General features: G+C 63.0%; 7 protein-coding genes. 1 reads left to right on the plus strand and 6 read right to left on the minus strand.

Annotated features, from left to right (window positions below; genetic code table 11):
* Window positions 1-12: 12 nt before the first annotated feature.
* Together ACZ89E_RS08335 and ACZ89E_RS08340 are read right to left on the minus strand one after the other, a co-directional pair.
* Window positions 13-900: a Dyp-type peroxidase gene (locus tag ACZ89E_RS08335; protein ID WP_149658214.1), complete on the minus strand. Its 888-nt coding sequence runs from the start codon at window positions 898-900 to the stop codon at window positions 13-15.
* Window positions 901-1,199: 299 nt separating this feature from the next.
* Window positions 1,200-2,228: an AraC family transcriptional regulator gene (locus ACZ89E_RS08340; RefSeq protein WP_476255343.1), complete on the minus strand. Its 1,029-nt coding sequence runs from the start codon at window positions 2,226-2,228 to the stop codon at window positions 1,200-1,202.
* A gap of 205 nt (window positions 2,229-2,433) precedes the next feature.
* Here ACZ89E_RS08340 and ACZ89E_RS08345 point away from each other — a divergent pair, with 205 nt between their 5' ends.
* Window positions 2,434-3,384, plus strand: a complete 951-nt coding sequence (locus ACZ89E_RS08345; RefSeq protein WP_476255344.1) for a SphA family protein — start codon at window positions 2,434-2,436, stop codon at window positions 3,382-3,384.
* Between the two features lie 205 nt (window positions 3,385-3,589).
* On the opposite strand, the gene ACZ89E_RS08350 is transcribed toward ACZ89E_RS08345, so the two are convergent.
* The 4 genes from ACZ89E_RS08350 to ACZ89E_RS08365 all read right to left on the minus strand — a co-directional run bounded on the left by ACZ89E_RS08350 (window position 3,590) and on the right by ACZ89E_RS08365 (window position 19,962).
* Window positions 3,590-16,054 (minus strand): filamentous haemagglutinin family protein, encoded by a 12,465-nt coding sequence (locus tag ACZ89E_RS08350; protein ID WP_476255345.1) that lies wholly within the window; start codon window positions 16,052-16,054, stop codon window positions 3,590-3,592.
* Window positions 16,055-16,282: 228 nt separating this feature from the next.
* The gene (locus ACZ89E_RS08355) at window positions 16,283-17,443 is read right to left on the minus strand and encodes a substrate-binding domain-containing protein (RefSeq protein WP_476255346.1); all 1,161 of its coding nucleotides are present in this window, start codon (window positions 17,441-17,443) and stop codon (window positions 16,283-16,285) included.
* Window positions 17,444-17,815: 372 nt separating this feature from the next.
* Entirely contained in the window at window positions 17,816-18,946 is a 1,131-nt protein-coding gene (locus ACZ89E_RS08360; RefSeq protein ID WP_476255347.1) for an alkene reductase, read from the minus strand.
* Window positions 18,947-19,053: 107 nt separating this feature from the next.
* Complete coding sequence (locus ACZ89E_RS08365; RefSeq protein WP_149658220.1) at window positions 19,054-19,962, minus strand: LysR family transcriptional regulator; 909 nt, start codon at window positions 19,960-19,962, stop codon at window positions 19,054-19,056.
* Window positions 19,963-19,983 lie beyond the last annotated feature (21 nt).

Consider the following 19,983-nt stretch of genomic DNA (forward strand, 5'->3'; position numbering starts at 1 on the left):
CTCCTTGATGGTTTAGCCCATGCGCAATGCGCGCAGGTCCAGATGGCCGTCCTTGATCGGCGGACACCAATAATAGCCGCCCGTGATCGGCCGGCTGATGCGATACAAACCGTCGGTAATGCCGTCTTCCAGACCGCTCATGCGCCGCAGTTGCGCTTCGAAGGCATCGAGGGAAAAGCCGAACGCGAGGAACATCAGACCGGCGCGGTCGCCTTCGATCCACGGCATCGAGCGGCGCACCACGAAGGCTTCGGGGGCGAAGCTTTCCTGGGCGGTGCGTTTGACGTGGGCGGAGATCGGCGCGTCGTCGAGTTCTTCGTTGTCGCTCAGGCGACGGCCCATGATGTTGTCCGTCTCGTGGGACGGCAGCGCGCGGAAACCCTTGAGGTCGTGCTGCCACTGTTGGATCGCGGCGAAGCTGCCACCGACCGTGCCATCGGCGCCGTTGCTGACCAGCGCGGCGGCCACGGCGGCTTCGTCGTGGGGGTTTTCGGTGCCGTCTTCGTAACCGGTCAGGTCGTGGCCGGTGAGATGGCGGAAGGTTTCGTTCATCTGCACCAGGCGAAACGCCGGGGCCAGCGCGGCTTCGATGGCGGTGCTGCGGTTGAGCAATTCACCGCGGTCGACGCCGTGCAGCCAGCACCACAGCGCGTGCTGGGTCGATGGGTTATCGACGCCGACGCCGGTCATGGCCGGGAATGCGCGCAGGCCTTCGATCTGACCGTGCAGGGCTTTGACCAGGGATTCACCGAAACCGACCACCGCCGATTGGCCGTCCACCAGGTGCATCAACTTTTCGAGCGCGGCCGGCAGCGCGGCGGCGGATTCGAGGGCGAAGAACATATGACGGGCTTGAGGCGGAACAGGGGTGGCGAGAATGCCCGGCTGGTAGTAACTCATATGAACTCCTTGGGAAAGAAGCGCGGAGTTTAACCGGGGCAAAGGCTGTTGTGTGCTTTCAGGTCAAAAGTTCACCCGTAGGAGCAAAGCGTGCTCGCGATGGCGCCCTTGAAATCGCCTTCGCGGGCAAGCCTTGCTCCTACAGGGATTGGCGCCGAACACCGCATGCATATACACCACCGATCCCGTGTAGGAGCGAGGCTTGCCCGCGAAAGCGGTGGGTCAATCAACATCTTTGTTGGATGTGACGCCGCCTTCGCGGGCAAGCCTTGCTCCTACAGGGTTGGGCGGCGCCCGATTTATGAGCTGATCCGAAACGCCGTCGGACTCATCCCCGTCCAACGCTTGAACGCCCGGCGAAAGCTGCGCACGTCGCTATACCCGACTTCTTCGGTAATCCGCTCGATCGACATCTCCGGATTGGCCAACAGGCTCAAGGTTCGCGCCTGGCGCACCTGTTCCAGCAATGTCTCGAACGTCAGCGCATGTTCAGTCAGGCGCCGCCGCAACGTCCGGCTGCTCATGTTCAAGTCGCCGGCAATTTTTTCGATATGACTGCCCCGCGTCAGGTCCCGGGCAATCGCCCGTTCCACCGCCTGGATCAGGTCGATTTTCTGATGCACCTGCGCCGCTTCCAGCTCCAGCAACTTGACGGCCTGACGCAGCGCCAACGAATGGTGATTGGGCAGCCGCACATCCAGCCAATGCGCGGCAATCACCATGCGGTTTTGCAGGCAACCGAAACGCACATCCGGCCCGAGCAAGCGCTGGTATTCCGCGAGGTAATCCGGTGCGGCATGCACAAATTCCACCGCCATCGGTTTGAAATCCGCCCCGACCAAGGCCCGCCCGTACACCAACAGGCTGGCGAAGAACTCTTCCACCGCAAACAACTGCACATCGGTAAACGGCAGGCGGCATTCGATGTCGACAAACACCCGGTCGCCCGCCTCCTCCACGCTCGACACCACGATGCCGCCAGAGGTGTGCTGGTGGCGGATGCCCAGTTCAAAAGCGTCGCGCAAGGTCTTGCACAGCGACAGCACATGGCCCAGCAAACCGAGGGTGCCCAGCACGTTCTGCGCGCCAACCCACAAGCCGAGCCCGCGATTGGGCAGCACTTTGAGCGCGCGCTGGATCATCGCCACGGCTTGTCGGTAGGAAATGCGTTGGGCCGGGTCCTGGAGGTCTTCCAGGGTGAAGCCCAAACCTCGGCAGAGACTCTCGGGATTAACCTGGTTGAGCTCGGCCACTTCGGCCAGGGTTTGCAACAGGAATGGCGAAACCAGCGCCAGTTCGTAGGTAGGGTCGACGACTTTCATTTGCATGGCGCAAGACATCCCGGAGCAGGCTGAATTCTTATTTTTGTTACCGGTTATGTCGAAAGAACTTAGCACAGGGTTTTACGGCTGTCCGCAGAAGTCCCCCTACGTGGCCGCCAATACCCTGCCCGGCAAGGCCTGAAGCGCTTATTTCTATGCAACGGCCCGCGCGGCCGGCGGTGCGTCCCTAACAATAATAATGAGTACACCCATGAACCCGACCCGCACGACATTCTGCTTGCGCCTGGCCGTCAGCCTGGCCGGTGTGTTTGCCATCCAGTTGCCGGCGCTCGCCACCGAGGCGGGCGTGGACAACATCGGCCCCGGCACCGATGGCTTCTTCATGCTGCCGCTGGAGGTGGACAGCCTCCCGGACAACATGGTGGCCTTCAACGTTTACTACAACCATTACAAATCCACGAAGCTGAACATCAGCTCCCTCGGCGGCAAAGTGCCGAAGGTCGATATCGAATCCACCGCCGTGATCCCGCGCCTGGATTATTTGAGCCCCGTGCGCATTTTCGGCGGACGGTTGGCCGGTTACATCGCCCAGCCCTGGCTGAAGCAGGAAGTCTCGGTGTTCGGCTTGCAGGACACCCGCGAAGGCATGGGCGACACCACCATCGCGCCGATCATCCTGTGGGACATGGGCAAAAACCTGACCCTCGGCGCCGCCGTGGAAATCACCGTGCCGACCGGCGAATACAGCGCCGATCGCCTGGCCAACACCAGCAACAACTTCTACACCTACAAACCGCTGTTCTCCTTCACCTGGCTGCCGACGGAGCGCACCGAGCTGTCGATGAAGACCACGTACAGCTTCAACGAAAAGAACAAGGACACCGACTACAAGTCGGGGCAGATTTTCCACTTCGATTATTCCGCCAGCTACAAAATCACCGACAACCTGATGCTTGGCTTGAATGGCTACTACCTCAAGCAAACCACCGACGACAAACAGTTCGGCCGCACCGTGCAGTTCAACGGCGAAGACGTCAACGACGGCGTGCGCGGCCAGGTGTTCGCCATCGGCCCGGCGCTGCACCTGACCTTCCTCAAATACGCCAGCGCGGAGATTCGCTGGGCCAAGGAATTCGACGTGGAGAACCGGCCTGAAGGCGAAATGCTGTGGGCGAAGATCAGCATTCCGTATGCGTTTTGACGGGCAGCCACCTCATCCCCTGTAGGAGCAATGCTTGCTCACGATGGCGGTTCCACAATCAGCATTGATGCGGGCTGACACGACGCCTTCGCGGGCAAGCCTCGCTCCTACACGGGGTCGGCGGTTTATACGAATGCTGTGTTCGACGCGATCCCTGTAGGAGCGAGGCTTGCCCGCGAAGAGGCCCTCACAGCCACAGCGCCATCTACAAGGTCAATTGCCCCCGCTCCTCCTCCGTCAATTGCTGCCGCGCCTGTTCATCCAGCGCCCCGGCGCCCAGGACTTGCACCGGGCTGTCGGGGTTGTACCCCTTGGTCGGTGCCAGACTCGCGCCATCGCGCGAGGGGGCCAGTTGTTCCGAGCCAAAGCTCAAGACCTGCACGGTGAACACCGACGCCTGGTTCTGTCGCGCCGCTGCCTGCTGCTGACGCGCCACGTCTTCTGCCGCCTGGGTGGCCGATGACGCCGCCGAACTGGCCGACGTAATGGCCCCGGTATTGACCGAAGCACTGACCGGCACCCCGGATGACTTGCCCTGGGTCTGAATGTTGGCCGCGTTGACCACGGTCAGCGCGGCGATGTTGACGTTGCCCGACACCCGGATCCCCGCCTCGCCGGCATCGATGGTGCCCAGCGGCGCAATGAGGTCGATGTCCCCCGGCGCCACTTCCGGAATCGGATTCAACGTCGCGATCCCCGCGCCAGTGCTCGGCACCGACGGCGACAGGGTCACGTTGCCCCAGGTGTCGTAGACGCGTTTCGGTGGGGTGTACACCACGGTGGTTTTCGAGCCGCGCCCGGCGTTGATGTCGCCCTGGGCCGACCAGCCGAAAATCGAACCACCGAACGTGGTCATGATCCGGCTCTGGCCCAGCAGAATACTGTCCTGGGCATACAACTGAATGTCACCGGAACCCTGGGTGATCACCCCCGCCGTGGACGGCGGCGCCGCGCCTTCGATGCCGTAGATTTGCCGTCCGCCCGGCGTCAGCACCTGGATGTCGCCACCGAAATCGGTGTGAATGCCCGCACCGCCATAGAGCGTGACGTCGCCGTCGTAATTGATCGTATTGCCGGCCACGTCCTTGGTCGGGAACAGGGCGGCAATCGCCTCGCGACCTCGCGCATAACTGCCACTGCGAGTGGCGCCGACGGTGTTGTATTCGCGCCCGCCGGCCTTGAGTTCGGCGAAGTAGATCTGGCGAGCGAAGACCCGTTGCTGCTCGGCCGGCAGTGCCGCGAAATAAGCGGCCACCTGTTTGTCGTCCCCGATGAAACCAAAGCGTTCGGTCAACCACTGCGCCAATTCGGCGCTGTAGTTTTTGATCGCACCCTGCCCCAGGTACCGACTCAGCAAGCCTTGGTAGTTCGGCCCTTGAGCCCCGGCGCCGACGGTCAGCGAAATCGATGCACCCCCCTCGTTGACCGAGGAACGGGCATCAACATGGCCGATGCTGTTAAAGCCACCCTCCTGATACACCTGGCCCACACCCGAGCCGGCGCCATACAGATTGCGGCCGGCGGTCACTTCCAGCAAACCGGGGCCGGCGATGTTGAACGTGCTCAGGCGAATATCGCGCCCGGCTGAAACGATGGAAATATCATCGGCCCGGCTATGGACGATCAGGTTGCCGGTGGATCGGCCACCCGCGTGGCGGACGGTAGCCGGTACAAGCGTGTATTGATCCAGGGGCACACCGGAATTGACAATGTCCCGGCCGGCCATGATCCGGACCGGACCACTGCCCTCATAGCGGACTTGGTTATCTGTCTCCGTAAAACGCAGGATTTCCCCCGTACGCAAACCGATGATGTCGCCATTGATGGCATAGAAACGCACAGGCTTGCGGTCCGGCCAGGCCATGTTGGTGTAGGTGTTGGCGCCAAAGGTGAACAGCGGGAACCTGTTGAATTCGGAGTCGTAAACATCTGCACTGAAGTTGTTATAGCCGACACCCCCGAACGAATTGGTCCCTACGAACACCGGGTTGAACGGTGTGGGAATCCGCGCCGGATCGGCCCCTGATTGTGTCACCGCATAACCGCCGGCGTAGATCGAGTCGCTGGCAATCAATTGCAGTTCGGCATTGGCCGAAGGCGCCGTCATCAATGAATATGTCGATGAATCGCCATCGCCGCTGAGGCCGAATGCCGAAGATCCATAGTAAAGACTGCCATTGGCCGCCACCGCACGCAGGATCGATGGATAGAACATACGTCCGCCAGCGCCGGGTGTATTGAGGCTCGGGTTGATTTCAGTCTTCAGGAACGGCGTCAGGTTGCCGCCCGCGCTGAACAGATCGATCGCGGTGTTCGGCGTCCACAATGAGAAACCGCTGTAACCGCCTCCGTCATGAGGAGCACCGGATGCGTCGGTGTAACCCGTCGAGTTTTTCATCTCCAGGCGTCCGGCGTCACCCACGCCATCGAGTACCAGATCGCCACGGCTATTCAACTGGACGCCAGCATCTGCGGCCACCACCGTCAGACCGCCTTGTGCAGTGGCCAAGGTTGCGGTGTAGGCGTCATAGGCCCTGGATTCTTTTGAGTTTTGAACCGCACTGCCACTGCCATATTTCAGTTGCAGTGCCCCTACCGCGCCGGCCTGCAATTGCACTGCGCCCCGCAGGTTGACCAGCGTGCCCTTCAGGTCGGCGGTCGAACCGTTGGCGGCGGCAAGCGCCGACGCCGACGGATTAAGTCGACCGCCAATGCGCACCTGCATGTCACCACCGCCGGTCAAGACCAGGCTGCCATCATCGCTAACTCGGCCGGTGCTGCCCACGGCCAGCGTAATGCCCTGGCTGCGCTGCACTTCGGAAGCGATTGTCGTACCACTGTAGCCCAGTAGACCGGCGTCACCCGCGGCGCTGATGTCGAGGTTACCGCCGCCCAGCGTACCGATGCCGGTAAAGCCTGCCAGTGCCGGATCACCACTGGATTGCGCGACAAAGGTGCCAAAGTTGATCCACCAGGCCGTCGGGATGTCCGAACCATTGCCCATGCCCTGGCGCCACAACCAGTTGCCGACCGCCGCCGATGCCAGCTGTGGGCGCAGCGTGTCTCGACCTCCGTTCATGTGCCCCAGCGTATCGCCTTGCAATTGCCCCCCCGCGTTCAACCGCAGGTTACCGCCCTGCTCCGGATACCAGGCTTGATACGCCGCGCCTTGGGTCAAGGGTTCATAAACGTTGGCATCGACGCCCAGCACCGTGCCATCGGACCCGCGACCACGGGCCTGCTGATACGGGTCACTCGCGCCGCTGGCCAGCGTGGCCGATGGGGTGCCCGCCGTGTACACGCCGAACAGCGATTGCATGTTGAAGTCGCCGGCGCTCAGCAGGTCCAGATCACCGGTACCGGTGCGCAATACGCTGAATAGCTGCGTGCTCGGGGTGGCGACAGTGCGCGCAGGCTCCTCAGGCACCGGCACCTGGACGCACCAGTCTGGAATGTCGGTGCAGAAAGCGAGGTCCTGATCGCCGACCGGTGTGCCCGGCTCCGCATACGGATTGTCCGGTGCCCACACCCAGACCATTTTCGGAGGTGCGGGTACGCACCAGCCGGGAACGGCGTCGCACAGGTACAGGTCTTCCTCGGAAACGGGCGTGCCCGGGTCGGCATAGCCGTTGTCATCGCTCCAGACCATGCCGGTGCCGGTGTGGCCACCGGTGGTCACTCGCTTGGCCATGTAGTGTGCGTCGGCCAGGCGCAAATGCCCTTCGCTGCCGTTCACCTGTGTGATGCGAGTGTCCGCGGCGTCGGTATCGGCCCCGGCCACCAGGCGCATCGACCACGACAACGAACCGTCCGGCAGCATCGTCGCCACCGCCCAGTTGCGGCCCTGTTGCCCGTTGACGCCGGGGCGCAACTCGATCAGGTCGGTGCCCTCGGCCAACTTGACGTTGGTTTCGGCGGGAATCAAGCCACCGATGGGCAAGGTATTGGCGCCTGATTGCACCAAACCGGTGTCCGGCAACTTCACGCCTTTGGGCCAGACCCCGGACTTCACCGCAACGGCCACCGTGAAGCGGCTGCCGGCGTCCAGGCGCGTGTCGGCCGGCAAGGTCACGGCATCTTTGAGTAACGTCCCGGCGGCGTACAACACGTTGCCATTACTGTCGCGCACGGCGGCGCTGAGCAAGGTGCCGGCCGCCAGGTTCAGCGGAGCCTCCAACACCAAAGCGTTGGGCAACAGGGTGCCAGCCGTGAGGGTCATGGCCTTGAACGGCAGGTCATAGTTGAGCACGCTGCCTGCCGGGTACTGGGTGCCATCGGCCAGTTCGACGCCGCTGAGCGGTACCACCAGGTCACCACCGAAAGGCTGTTTGCCGGGAATTAACAGCCAGCCGTTACCGTCTGTGCGCTCGGCAGCAACCGTCGGATCAGGCGGCATGAAGCCATCGGTGACGCTGCCAAACACATCAAGATTGCCCCCGGCGCGAATCACCAGGCTGCCCGGTTCGCCGGAACCATAGACGCCAGTTTGCTGGCTGTGCGGATTGAGGCTGGCATAGCGGTAACCGGACAGGTCGACATCACCGGAAATCACCATGTCGCCATCCGCTGTCGCACTGACAATCTGCACACCGGGACGCAGGTGGAAGGCATCGGCGTAGGTGGCGTTGTTCAGCCCGGCGAGCTTGCCGTTGAGCAACGCCGGGTTGGCCAGCGCCGCGTCGATGAAGGTCGTGCTCTCAGTGTGCTTTGCATTGAGATAAGTCTGGTCGATCACCTGATACGGTTTGCCGTCAGCCCCCACACCCACGCCCAGCGGGGCATCGCTGTAACGTTGCACCGCATTGAGCACAATCGAACGCGCACCTTGAACGGTCAATGGACCTCGGGCGTCGATGTCGATGTCGCCCGCAGTCGCCGCCCCCAGGCGTCGAGCGTTGAGTTCGAGGGTGCCGCGCATCCGACCGTCATGTTGCCCCGGCCCATTGCCGAGGGCGGCATCGGTGCCGTGACGCAAGTCGATTCGTGCACCGCTGGCCAATACCAGCGGACCGTCCTGGGCGGTCAGCTCGACGATGGCGCGGTTCGGCGAGTCGATGATTTTGCCGTAGCTGTCGACCCGCAATTGCGTGCCATGGGCGTCCAGCACCGCGCTACCGGCCAGGGTCAACCCGGTTTTGCCCGCCAGACGGATGCTGCCCACCTGCCGGCCGCTGGCGTCGATCGAGCCGAGCACCGTCAGGCTACCGTTGTCCACCGACACGTTGATTTCGTTAGCCTTGAGTTCATTACCGATCACCAGATCGCCACGCTTGATCTGGAAGCTGCGTGAGCCGAATACCTGGTCGCGGTTCAAGCGCTGGTTGAGCGTGGCGAAATCACCAACGCTCTGCGCACGGATATCCACCCCGCCCGCCGCGTATGGCACCCGTGTGCCGCCGGCGTTGTAGTCACCGCTGGCGCTGCCGAGGATCTGCCCTTGCAAGTCCACCAGACCTGCCCCGTCATTCAGGGCATAGGCGCTCAAGGTGCCCGCGTAGTTGTTACGCGCGCTCAGGTCAATGACCGACCCAGCGGCCTGGCGGATATTACCGGCCTGGCTCTTGAGGAGGACGTCACCGCCCCAGCTGTAGCGCACGACATCATTAAAAGTCAGCTCGCGGCCAGCCAGATCAAGCCGCGCCGCATCACCCAGGGTCAAGTCGCCGCGGCTGTCCAGGGTCAGCTTGCCGCTGGGCAGTCGCAGGGTGCTGTCGATGTACAGATTCTGGCCTTCAAGCGCCAGTTCCGCCCCCAGTGCCGACGCGTCGACGACCCCGGCATTCAGGCCAGCAATGCCCGAAACGCTAATCGCGCCCCCGGCCTTGATGCGGTTGACCGAACCGGCTTCGCCCGTCCACAACGGCGTGCTGACCCGCAGGTCGCCGCCGCTGTAGGTGAAACCGCTGCCCGCGACGTAATCACCCTGTTTCTGATAGACGCGCAAGCCACCGGTATGGTTGGCGGTGATGCGCTGGGTCGCGGTGAGATTGACCTGATTGAAACCCAGGGTCAGACGCTGGCCGTCGTCGTTGTTAGCCTGGCTACTCGGCCCGTAACCGAACTCCAGGGTATCGACCAGGATATCCAGCAGACCGCTGCCGGTACCCGCGCCATTGGCAATCGGGGCTGCTGGCGACGTCGTGGTGCCGTTCCATACCAGGGTGCCGGTACGAATCGTCGCCCGGTCACCCGCCGCGCCATAACCGTAGATAGCCGGGGTGCCGAGCACCAGGCGCTGCAAGCGCGACTGGCCGTTCTGGTCGAGGGTACTGAGGTCGACGCTGTCGTAGAAATTCACCGAATCCCGGGCATTGAGCACCAGGTTTTCCAGGGCCGGCGCGCCTTTGCTGGTGTCACCCAGCAACAACCGGTCGAGCACTTGCTGATTCAGCGTCAGGCCCTGGGGCAAGGCGTTGCGTTGTTGCGCGGCGGCCAACGCCTGGGCCGAACCGATGTTGACCCCGCCCACCGCCAGGATCAGGTTGCGCGTGCCGAAGCGCACCGAGTCATCCAGGCTGAAGGTGTTGTCGGTGGCAACGGTGATCGAACCCTCGGAGTACAGCTGCGTGGTGCCGGTGCAGGCCAGTGACGTGCACAGGCCGATCCGGACCGGACTGGGGCCCGTAAAGGAACCCGGTGCCGCGGTGGGCGGGAGCATGTCAAGCCAGCCGTTCGACACCGCCAACAGGCCATTAGTACCTGGGTCATAAATGAAACCACTGCGTGAATCGTACGCAGCCTTGCCCTGCCCCAAGGTGTTAATGCCCGCGCCCTGCTCGATGACAATACCGTCACCGGTTTTAGCGTTCGCCACCAGGAACACTTCCCCTGCTTTTAAAGTCGCCCCTTGTCGCAGGTAAACATTCTGCAACTTGGCATCGAACGTCACCAGATTGCCACCCTGGCCGTATCTCACACCCGGCACCGCACCGACGGCCAGTCGCGGCGCCTTGAGCGCATTCAATTCACTGTCGTAGATCGAAACCCCGGTGAAGTCCTGCGTTGCCGCTTGCCCCGCAGCCAACACTTCAAGCGAACCGCTGCCACCGCTGATGATTGCGACGCTACCTCCCAACCCATCCTTGCCCGGCGTAAAGTCGGCGCGCCCCTTGAAACTCAAGGTCTGCGCAGGGCCAGCGTTGGCGGCGTCATAGCTGAGCAACAAGGTCTTGCCGTCAGCCTCGATCGTTGGCCGTGGCACCCCCTTGAGCGCGGCATCGGCCTTGGCAAACGCGGCGTAGCCCGTTTCGTTGTACTGCGAGTAACGACGCAGCACATCGCCCGAGGTGACAATCACCTGGCCGGATAATGGATCGGCAATCCCGGTATTGGCGATCGACAAGCGGCCCGAGGTGGCCCATGAACCGTTGCGCATGGCCAGGCTCTTGCTCAAGGTACCGGCGCTGGCCAGACCATTGAGTTCGACACGGAACGCGCCGGGTAACAGCGCATAACTGGCTGGCATCAAGGTGTAGGTACCGGCCGGCAACCCCGGCACCCCGGCATCGAGGGTGATGCGCTGGCCGATGACCGGGTCGCGCACCCCGCGCTCACCCGCCAGCGGCGCATAGACCGACGCATTACCCGGCACGATGGCGTACACCGGGTTGCTCGACAGCCCCGGCAACGTAAAGCGGCCATCAGCGCCGTTTTGCACCAACGGGTTGTAACGGGCATCCGTGGAACCGCCCCGGCCGGAAATGAACCCGGCGCCGGTCAATTCACCGCCACCGGACAGATCCAGCACCGCCCCCTCCTGCACATCGACCTGTGGGCTTTTCACTGAAATGCCCATGGTCAATATGCTGTTCCCAGCGCTGCCACCCACCCCGGTCAACTCGACGGTTTTGCCGTTGTATTGGTAGGTCAGGCCGTCGATCGTGCCGCCATACGGCATCAACAAGCCATTGCCGCTGACTGAAGTGAGGCTGCCGGGCAGGAACGACAAGGATTGCAGTACGTTGGTCTCGGCCCCCAGGGTCAACAGGCCGAACGGCGCCCTGACCACCCCGCCTTGTTGAATATCGCCGCCGTCGAAACTTAACTGGCCAAATGCCGAATACGGCACGGCGGGTGCCGTGTCGGTGGTCCGGCCGATGGTCAGGGTCGACCGGTTGGTGGTCTGGGCTTTTGCCCTGGCACCAGTGACCGGGTAAAGCTGCGCGGCCAGCAAGTTGAGGTCGGCGTTGCTTTGCAGCACGGTCACCCCCCCGGCGTTGAGTGCCGAGGCACCGAGGAAGCGCAAGTCCCCGGCGCTGCGCAAGGTGGTTTGCGCGAAGCCGCGACGATCCACCAGGACACTTGGCCCGGAGTTTTGCTTCAGCTCACCATGGGCGCCGAACGTCACCTCATCGCGCACATCCAGCAGGTCAGCACTTAACAGCAACTGCGCCTGACTCTCGCGGGTAGACAATCCATCTTTCACGGTCGGCCGAGTGGCGACGTCCGTACCGATGGCCGCTGCCCCCGCCAGGCGCAAGTACGGCGCGTCCAACGACACGCGACTGTTGCTGGCGGCGTTTTCTGCCAGCGCCAACGAGCCGGCATACAGACTCAAGCTTTGTTTGAGGTTGAGGTTCACATCGCCGTCAAACGAAAGGATGCCGTTACTCAACAGCGACAGGTTGTCGAAACCGCCATCGACAACGCGCTGCACGTCCAGACGCCCCTGCCCATAGGGTAACGGCGCCGATGGATCGGCGGCAGCACCAGGCCCTTGGGACAGGATCAGTTCCCGTGGAGCGCGTACGCCGTTGTCGATCGTTTTATTGAGGTACAACCCGGTTTCCAGCGCCACCGACAGACTGCCGCCCGCCACGCCGGCACCACCCGCCGCCGCGTTGAGTTGGCCGTCGATGATCAGGCCGTTGTTGGAGCTCAAGGCGATCTTGCCCCCGGCACCGGCGATTGACTGTGGTCCCTGGCCTCGAATATCCAGTTGCGCCTGCGCACCGTTGGCCAACAATCGTGAGCCCTGTTCCAGCACCACGAACAAATCCGGCGCCTTGGCGGTGCCCCCGTCGGCGTTGATTTCACTGCCGATGACAATGCTGCCGCCCGCCCCCACGCGGCCGTAACGTCGGCCCTGGGAATCGGTCGCCGTGACTGCCCGCGCCGACACGTCGATCAGGCCGCTGCTGCCCACGCGGATCGAACGCTGGTGCGCCGCCTCGTCCAGACCCGCATCAATGATGACCGGGTTAATCTGGCTCAGGCTTACCGAGCCGCCCCAAGCCTTGAGCTGACCGTTGACAGTCAACTGGCCGATACTGGCGAGGTTGATCGCCTGGCCCGGATCGACGCTCAGTACCGCGCCCTCTTCCACCATCAGACCGACGTTGGGCCGGTCTGCCAGGGGCGACAGCAGCGTACCGGCGTTCAAACTCAAGCCTGCACCACCGCGTTGAGTCAACACGCCCTTGACCGGATCTTCCTGATACAACGCCGGCGTCCAGACTTGCAGAAACTGCGCCACCGACGAACCGCCGGTGCCTTGCGCATCCGGGCGCAGGTGATACACCGGGCGACTCACATCGACCTCGGCACCCGCCAGCACCGTCATGCCCTGGCTGCCGGTCACCTTGTACTGGGCGAAACCCTTGTTGAAGAAATCCGCCGCCAGCACCAGGGTGCCATCCTCCACCGAACCGGCCGGGTGGCCGATTTGCACCTTGCTGGTCAGGATGTCCAGAAGGCCGGCACCGTCGACGCCATAGCCCGCCAGTTCCGCGCCGAGCCGCAATTGCCCAATGGCGTCGGCGTTGTCCAGCGCGCTCGCGGCGGTCGCATTCGCCGCCAGGGTAATGTCGCCGCCGCGACCACCGAGCAATGTGTTGTTGCTGAGCAAGGTCGCGCCCGACGACACATCAATCCGACTGCCCTGCTCCAGGGTCAAGTCATCACTGCTGCGCAATGACACCAGACCGCCCGAGCGCCAGGCCACCCCTTCGCTTTCCACAGCGCTCTGAGATTGATTACGCCACACGCCGCTGGCATCCAGCGTGACGCCCTTGGCCACCACCACGGACGCACGGCCGCCGGCGGGTGCAGCGAGCAAGGTGTCCTGGATCACACTGTCGCTCAGTTGCGTCAGCACGTTACCTACGCGAATGCTGCCACTGTGCGCGGTCAGGTCGGCATTGACGTCAATGCGCGGGCCGTACAGGGTAATGTCGCCACCGGGGGTCACTTGCACGGCGCCGTCGACCACAATCCGGTCCTTGGCGGCGACTTTTATCGCGCCCAGTTCGAAGTCATTGAGCACGTTGCTGTTCAGCGACAGGCTGCCTTTACGGCCCTCGGCTACCCCATCGTTGAGGCCGATGGCCTGACTGTCCGGGCCTTGTTCGTCGCCGAGGGTGACCTTGTCCAGCACCGCGCCCAATTGATAGTTCAGGGTGCCGGCGGTTTTCAGGTAACGCGGCACATAGCTGCCGATGACCAATTGTGCGCCACGGGCGGTACTGTTCTGGGATTGCTGATAACCGTCGAGCCCGGCCACCGGCGCCTGGGACTGGTGGTCGCCCTGAAAGGTCTTGCCCAGCAGTTCCCCGTCGAGCACGGCGTTTTTCGTCGCGACGATCAGTTGCCCGGCATCGCGGCCCACGGTGTAGCCGCTTTCGTAACGCTGGCGCGGAGCAATCAGCGGATTGTAGTAATAATCGGTCTGGCCCCAGCGTTCGCTATGGTCCTCAAACCCTTTGTAGACGCCGGTGTAGAGCAGATCTCCGGGAGCCTTGGACACCTCATGCAAACGCCCGTCGGCACCGCGTAGCCAGCTCTGCTTGATGTAACCGCTCTGCACATCGAAGGTGCCGCCCGACACGTTAATCAGCGAGCCTTTTTGCGTCACCAGGTCGTTGCCGGTAAACGCCAGGGTCCCGCCCTGGGCCATCCACTCACCGATGTCGTGACCCCGAGTGCCGAGGTAGCCGCCGACTTCCAGCAAACCGCCGGCGGTGTACCAGCGGTCGTTGGCGTAGCCATTGACCCCGGCCGCCACATGCACCAGGTCGCGCACGTCGACCCAGACATCGGTGCTATTGAGCGCCCCACCCTCGCGATTGCCTGACGCATCGCGCTGTTCGTTGCCCTGAATGTTGACCTTGATGCTGTTGGATTCCATCGCCACTTTGACGCCGATACCACCGGACACATCGATGATCGCGCCATCGCGGACCAGGCTGCGCTGACCGGCGCTGACCGCGACCTGACCGCCGTTGGCCAGCACCATCGAACCGCCCTGGAAGTCCACGGTGCCACCGCTGACGATCTCTACACGCGACTGGTCGGTGCGGTCGGCAATTTTGCTCAGGTTGTCGAAACGCCCGGTGGCGTTGTTCGGCAGTAGACCGTTGAGGTTGTCGAGCGCCGCTTGACGCTGGCTGTCCAGCGCCGAGGAACCTTGCTCCAGCAAAATGGTGCTGACACTGCCCTGACCCAGGGTCACGCTGCCGGTGATGTCGCTGGCAGCATTGAGCAAATGAACAGTGCCGCGAGTGTCCGCCGAGGTGCTGGCCAGCAGCACGCCGTTTTGCCGGATCTGATGCCCGGTGAGGGTGATGTCACCGGTCGCCGCCTGGATGATCCCGCTGTTGATCACCGTACCGGCCAGGCTACCGGTCTTGAGGCTGGTGGCCACTTCATTACCGCGCGTGGTTGATTGCTGGTTGCCTGCGGTGCCCGTGCCACGGCGAATGTAAAAACTGTCGCCCGCCGCCAGGGTCGTCTGGCCTTTTGCGGTAACGAGGGAGCCATCGTTGTGCACGTCGCTGCCGAGCAACAAGGCGTAACCACCGGAATCCGTCGACGAACCGGCCGGCAGGGTTTGCAGCACGGCGCCGCGCTGCACCTCGACCTTGCCGAACGCATCGCGAAAGGTTGGCTGGGTGCCGTTGGTGTCCACGTACAGGCCATTTTTGCTGAACTGGTCATCGCTGATGGTCGCGGCGGCGGCCACCAGATTGCGCACGTTGACCTGGCTGCTGCCGCTGAACACGATGCCGTTGCGGTTGACCAGCATCACCGTGCCCGGTGCATTGATCTGACCGGCTATCACACTGGCGCGGGCGTTCGGGTCGTTGACCCGATTGAGCACCGCCCAGTTCGCCTGCTGGCCGAACTCGACCGTGGTATCGCGCCCGACGTTGAAGGTTTCCCAGTTGAGGATCGCCTTGTCGGCGGTCTGCTCGATGCGCACGGTGGTCTTGCCGTCGGCCTGAGTCTGTCGCGGCCCGGTGGCGTTGGTCCAGCCACGGGTCAGCGGATTCTCGTCGACCTTCAGGCCACCCTCGCCCAGACCGTTGGGCACACTCTGCGGCTGACCCAGGGCAAATTGACGCCCGGCTGCCTGTGCCGCTTGTTGCGCGGCAATCGCGGCCACGGTGTTGTTCAAGTTATCGATCGAGCGCTTCAGCTGCTGATTGACCCGTTGCTGTTGCGCCAGCGGTGGCGGCCCGCCGGGCACCAGGCCACCGGGCCGTGCAGCACCACTGGCCTGGGCAGCGCCCTTGGCGGCGAACCAACTGGAACTGAACGCCGTGGCCGCGTCGGCACTGCCGGCGATCATCAGCAACGCAATGGCCTGGGCCAAGGGTTTCAAGCGCAACAGCGGGTGCTCCATCGAGCGCACAGGGACATTCAGATCAGGCGTGGTTTTACCGCGAGGCATCACTACTCTTCCTTTTGCAATTCTCGAAACAGGCTGCTGCAACGGCGGGCGTTGCTGATATGGGATAAGGCAGTTGGCGCGGCTCAGGACCGAACGCTTGTCATGCAAAGTTCACATAGGTGGGATAAGGCAGGGCCACACCACGCAAAAATCGGCAGCGCCGTACAGGCCGCTGCCGATTGTTATTGCCATCGCCGATCCTTGGCGACGTCACTTCAGGCGCTTGGGTTATGGACGACCAACACCGTTGCAGACGCTGACGTTGGCGATGTTCAGGCCTTCGGCGTAGGTGTCGTCCAGGAAGGTTTTCTTGACTTCGGCAGCGAACGCGGTTGGCAGGCTGACGAAGGAGTGCTGGGCAATCACAGAGGCCTTGGTGCCGGTGTACAGGTCATTGAGGAAATTGCGCACGGCGGTGGCATCGGCGGCAGTGGCGTAGCACTGGCCAACGAGCAAGTTGGTGTAGCCCACGATTGGGTAGCCCGTGGTTGGAACAGCGGTATCAGTGGCAGCGCTACCGAAAGTAGGTACCCACTTCAACGGGTTGGCGCGATCGGCCTTGGTGGACGGCGCGAGTGCCGTGCCCAAAGCGGTGCGGGTGTTGGTTGCGTTCGGCAGTGGTGCGGCAACGCCGGCAGCCAGTGGCAGCTTGCTGACGCGAGCGACCACGGCAGCGCTGTTGGCGTTGACATAGTCAGGGCTGACATAACCGATTGCGCCATCGTTGGCGTTTACAGCGGCTACGACGTCAGCACTGGTGGCCACGGCTTGCCAGTTGGCAGGCTCGGCACCGATGTTGGCGGTAGTGAACGTGCCGCTGACGCCGAACTTGAGTGGGCACGAATCGTTGAGGAAGCGCGACAACAGTTCAGTGGTACCGCTGGAACCGGAACGGTAGATCACCTTGATCACGGTGGTGTCAGCCGTGCCCAGCAACTGGCCCCAGGTCGTGGTGGTGCCGGAGAACACGTTGCACAACTGAGCGCCGGTCAATTGCAGGGACGTCACGCCGGTACGTTTGTATGGAATGGTCACCGAAGTGCCCACGGATGGCACCTGGATCAGCTTGCCGAACGCGGCGCCATTGGCGTTGTTGTAGTTGGTCAGTTCAGTGGCGCTGAGCACCGAGTCGCTACCGGCGAAATCCACCGGGGTGCCGGCAGGCTGGTTGATCGAAGCCGGGGCGTTGGTCAGGAAAGCGGTCTTGCCGGCGCCGCTGCCGACACCGGTGTAGCTGAAGTCAGTCGGCAGCAGGCGTGGCAGGGTCGAGGTGCCGTTGTAGAGGTTTTCCGGCAGGGTTGCACCGCCACCGACAACAGCGGCCATGGATTGGGCGGAAGCCAGTGCGGCAACAGCCAACGAGGCTGCGATCATAGTGCGCTTAAACATGAAGAAGCTCCTTTCGTCGTGTTCATACGTGGGTGTGATGTGCTCGTTAATAACGCCATGGCGCTCAAATCTTCGCCTTGCTCTGAAGGTCGTCCGGGGTGAGGCCATGGGTTAGAAGTTCGCAGCTTCCAGTGACAGATAGAGGAAAAAACCTCGGGTGCCGGGCGTGGGTTTTTTGCAGAATTTCTCGGGTGTTTGCGCAGGGTATGGCGGGCGTTTCAGCGATGGTTTTCGACCGGGTTCTGTCAGCTCGGCTGGAGCCCACGGTCAGTCGTTGATGGACGGTTTCGTATGACAGAACAGCGAACCCGAGGATGGCTCAGCCAGCGCTCGGGTGCTGATAAAAGTGTGGAAACAATTTTTGCCCGCGGGTTACGCCAATGCGGGATAGTCGATGTAGCCCTTGGCATCACCGCCAAAGAAGCTCGCACCGTCCGCCGGGTTGAGCTCGGTGCGGTCCCGCAGGCGCGCCGGCAGATCCGGGTTGGCAATGAACGGGCGACCGAACGCAATCAGGTCGGCGCGACCCTCGGCGATGGCCTGCTCGGCGGTGTCGCCGTTGTAACCGCCCGCCAGCATCAGCACGCCGCTGAACGTCCGGCGCAGTTGCTTGATGATCGCGTCCCAGCGTGGGTCAGTGTCTTCATCCAGCACGGTACCAACCATCATCGGTTCTACCAGGTGCAGGTACGCCAGGTTCCACTCATTGAGCCGGGACACGATGTAGCCAAAGGTCTGCTCCGGGGTGTCGTCGCCCATGCCCATGAAGCGGCCCATCGGCGTGAGGCGCACCGCCACGCGGTCGGCCCCGACTTCCTCGATCACCGCCGCCACGACTTCAAGCAACAGCCGCGCGCGGTTTTCGATACTGCCGCCATAGCTGTCACTGCGCTGGTTGCTGGCGCTGTTGATGAACTGATCGAGCAGGTAGCCATTGCCCGCATGGATTTCCACGCCGTCCATGCCCGCCAGCAAGGCATTGCGCGCAGCCTGGCGGTAATCGGCGATGATCGCTTCGATACCCGCAACATCCAGCTCCTGCGGCACCGGCACATCGCCCCAGACCCCTTCGCCCCGCTCATTGAGGATGAAGGTCTTGCCGGGGACCGGTTGCGCGGTCGGCGCCACAGGCAGGCCACCGTCAGGCTGAAACACCGGGTGCGACACTCGCCCCACATGCCACAGCTGCAGGAACATGCGCCCGCCTTCGCCGTGGACCGCATCGCTGACCGCTTTCCAGCCACGGATCTGCGCGTCGGTGTGGATACCCGGCGTCCAGGCATAGCCCTGGCCCTGCTGGGAAATTTGCGTCGCCTCGCTGATGATCAACGCGGCGCTGGCCCGTTGACGGTAATACTCGACGTTCATCGGCGTCGGTACATTGCCGGGCTGGCCGGCCCGGGAACGGGTCAGGGGCGCCATGGCGACGCGGTGGTCGAGGCTCAGTTGGCCGAGTTTGAGTGGGCTAAACAAGTGGGCACGCTGGGAGGTCTTGGGGTTCATGGCGGTCTCAAGGGTGGAAGGTCTGTGGCGCCCAAGGTAGTCACCCTGGGCTTTTCAGAGAATCCACCGCCCGCGCAATGTCCCGTTGCGCAAAACGCAACGCAGGGTCATTCACCCTCGCGCCGCAGCAACTCGATGAGGAAATCAATAAACGCGTTGATCCGTTTCGAGCCCCGGTGATTGGGCAGGTACAGCGCGCAAATGGCCGAACTGGCGCTATTGGGATTGACCACGAACTCATCGAACAGGGACGTCAGACGCCCGCAACGAATGTCCTCGTCAACCAGCCAGTCCGGCAACAGCGCCACCCCGCCGCCACCCAGCACCACTTCGCGCAAGACCTCGGCATTGTTGCTCTTGAACGGGCCTTCCACCGGGACGCGAACCTCCTGCCCCGCCTCCAAAAAGGTCCAGTACTGTGGTTGCAGGCCATAACTGAAGCACAGGCATTTATGGCGCAAGAGGTCCATGGGCTGGTCGGGAAAACCGGCGGCATCAAGGTAACCGACACTGGCCACCACCCGACGCCGAAAGGCCCCCACGGGACGGCTGATCAACGCGTCCATCGGTGCTGCCGAGCCCAGGCGGATCGACAGGTCGATGCGCTCCCCCAGCAGGTCGACGATTTCATCCGACAGGATCATCTCCAGCACCAGTTTCGGGTAGCGCTCCAGCAGCGTGGCGATGTGCGGCGCGATCAGGCATCGGCCGAAAGCCACCGGCACCGAGATGCGCAATTGTCCGGCGGGCTCCTCACCCCGGTCCGAGATCGCCGCGTCAGCATCGGCCACGGCGTTCAAGATATCCCGCGCGTTGCGATAGTAAGCGCTGCCCGCGTCGGTCAAGGTCACTTGGCGGGTGGAGCGGTTAAGCAACACCGTGCCCAATTCTGCCTCCAGCCCATCCACCATCCGCGTCACGGACGACGTCGCCAGGCCCAGTTGTCGGGCGGCGGACGAGAAGCCCCTGGCGTCTACGGCCTGGACGAACATCTTCATTGCGAGCAGCTTGTCCATGACATTCCTTAATGGGTTCAC

The organism is Pseudomonas sp. TE3899, from assembly GCF_056279105.1.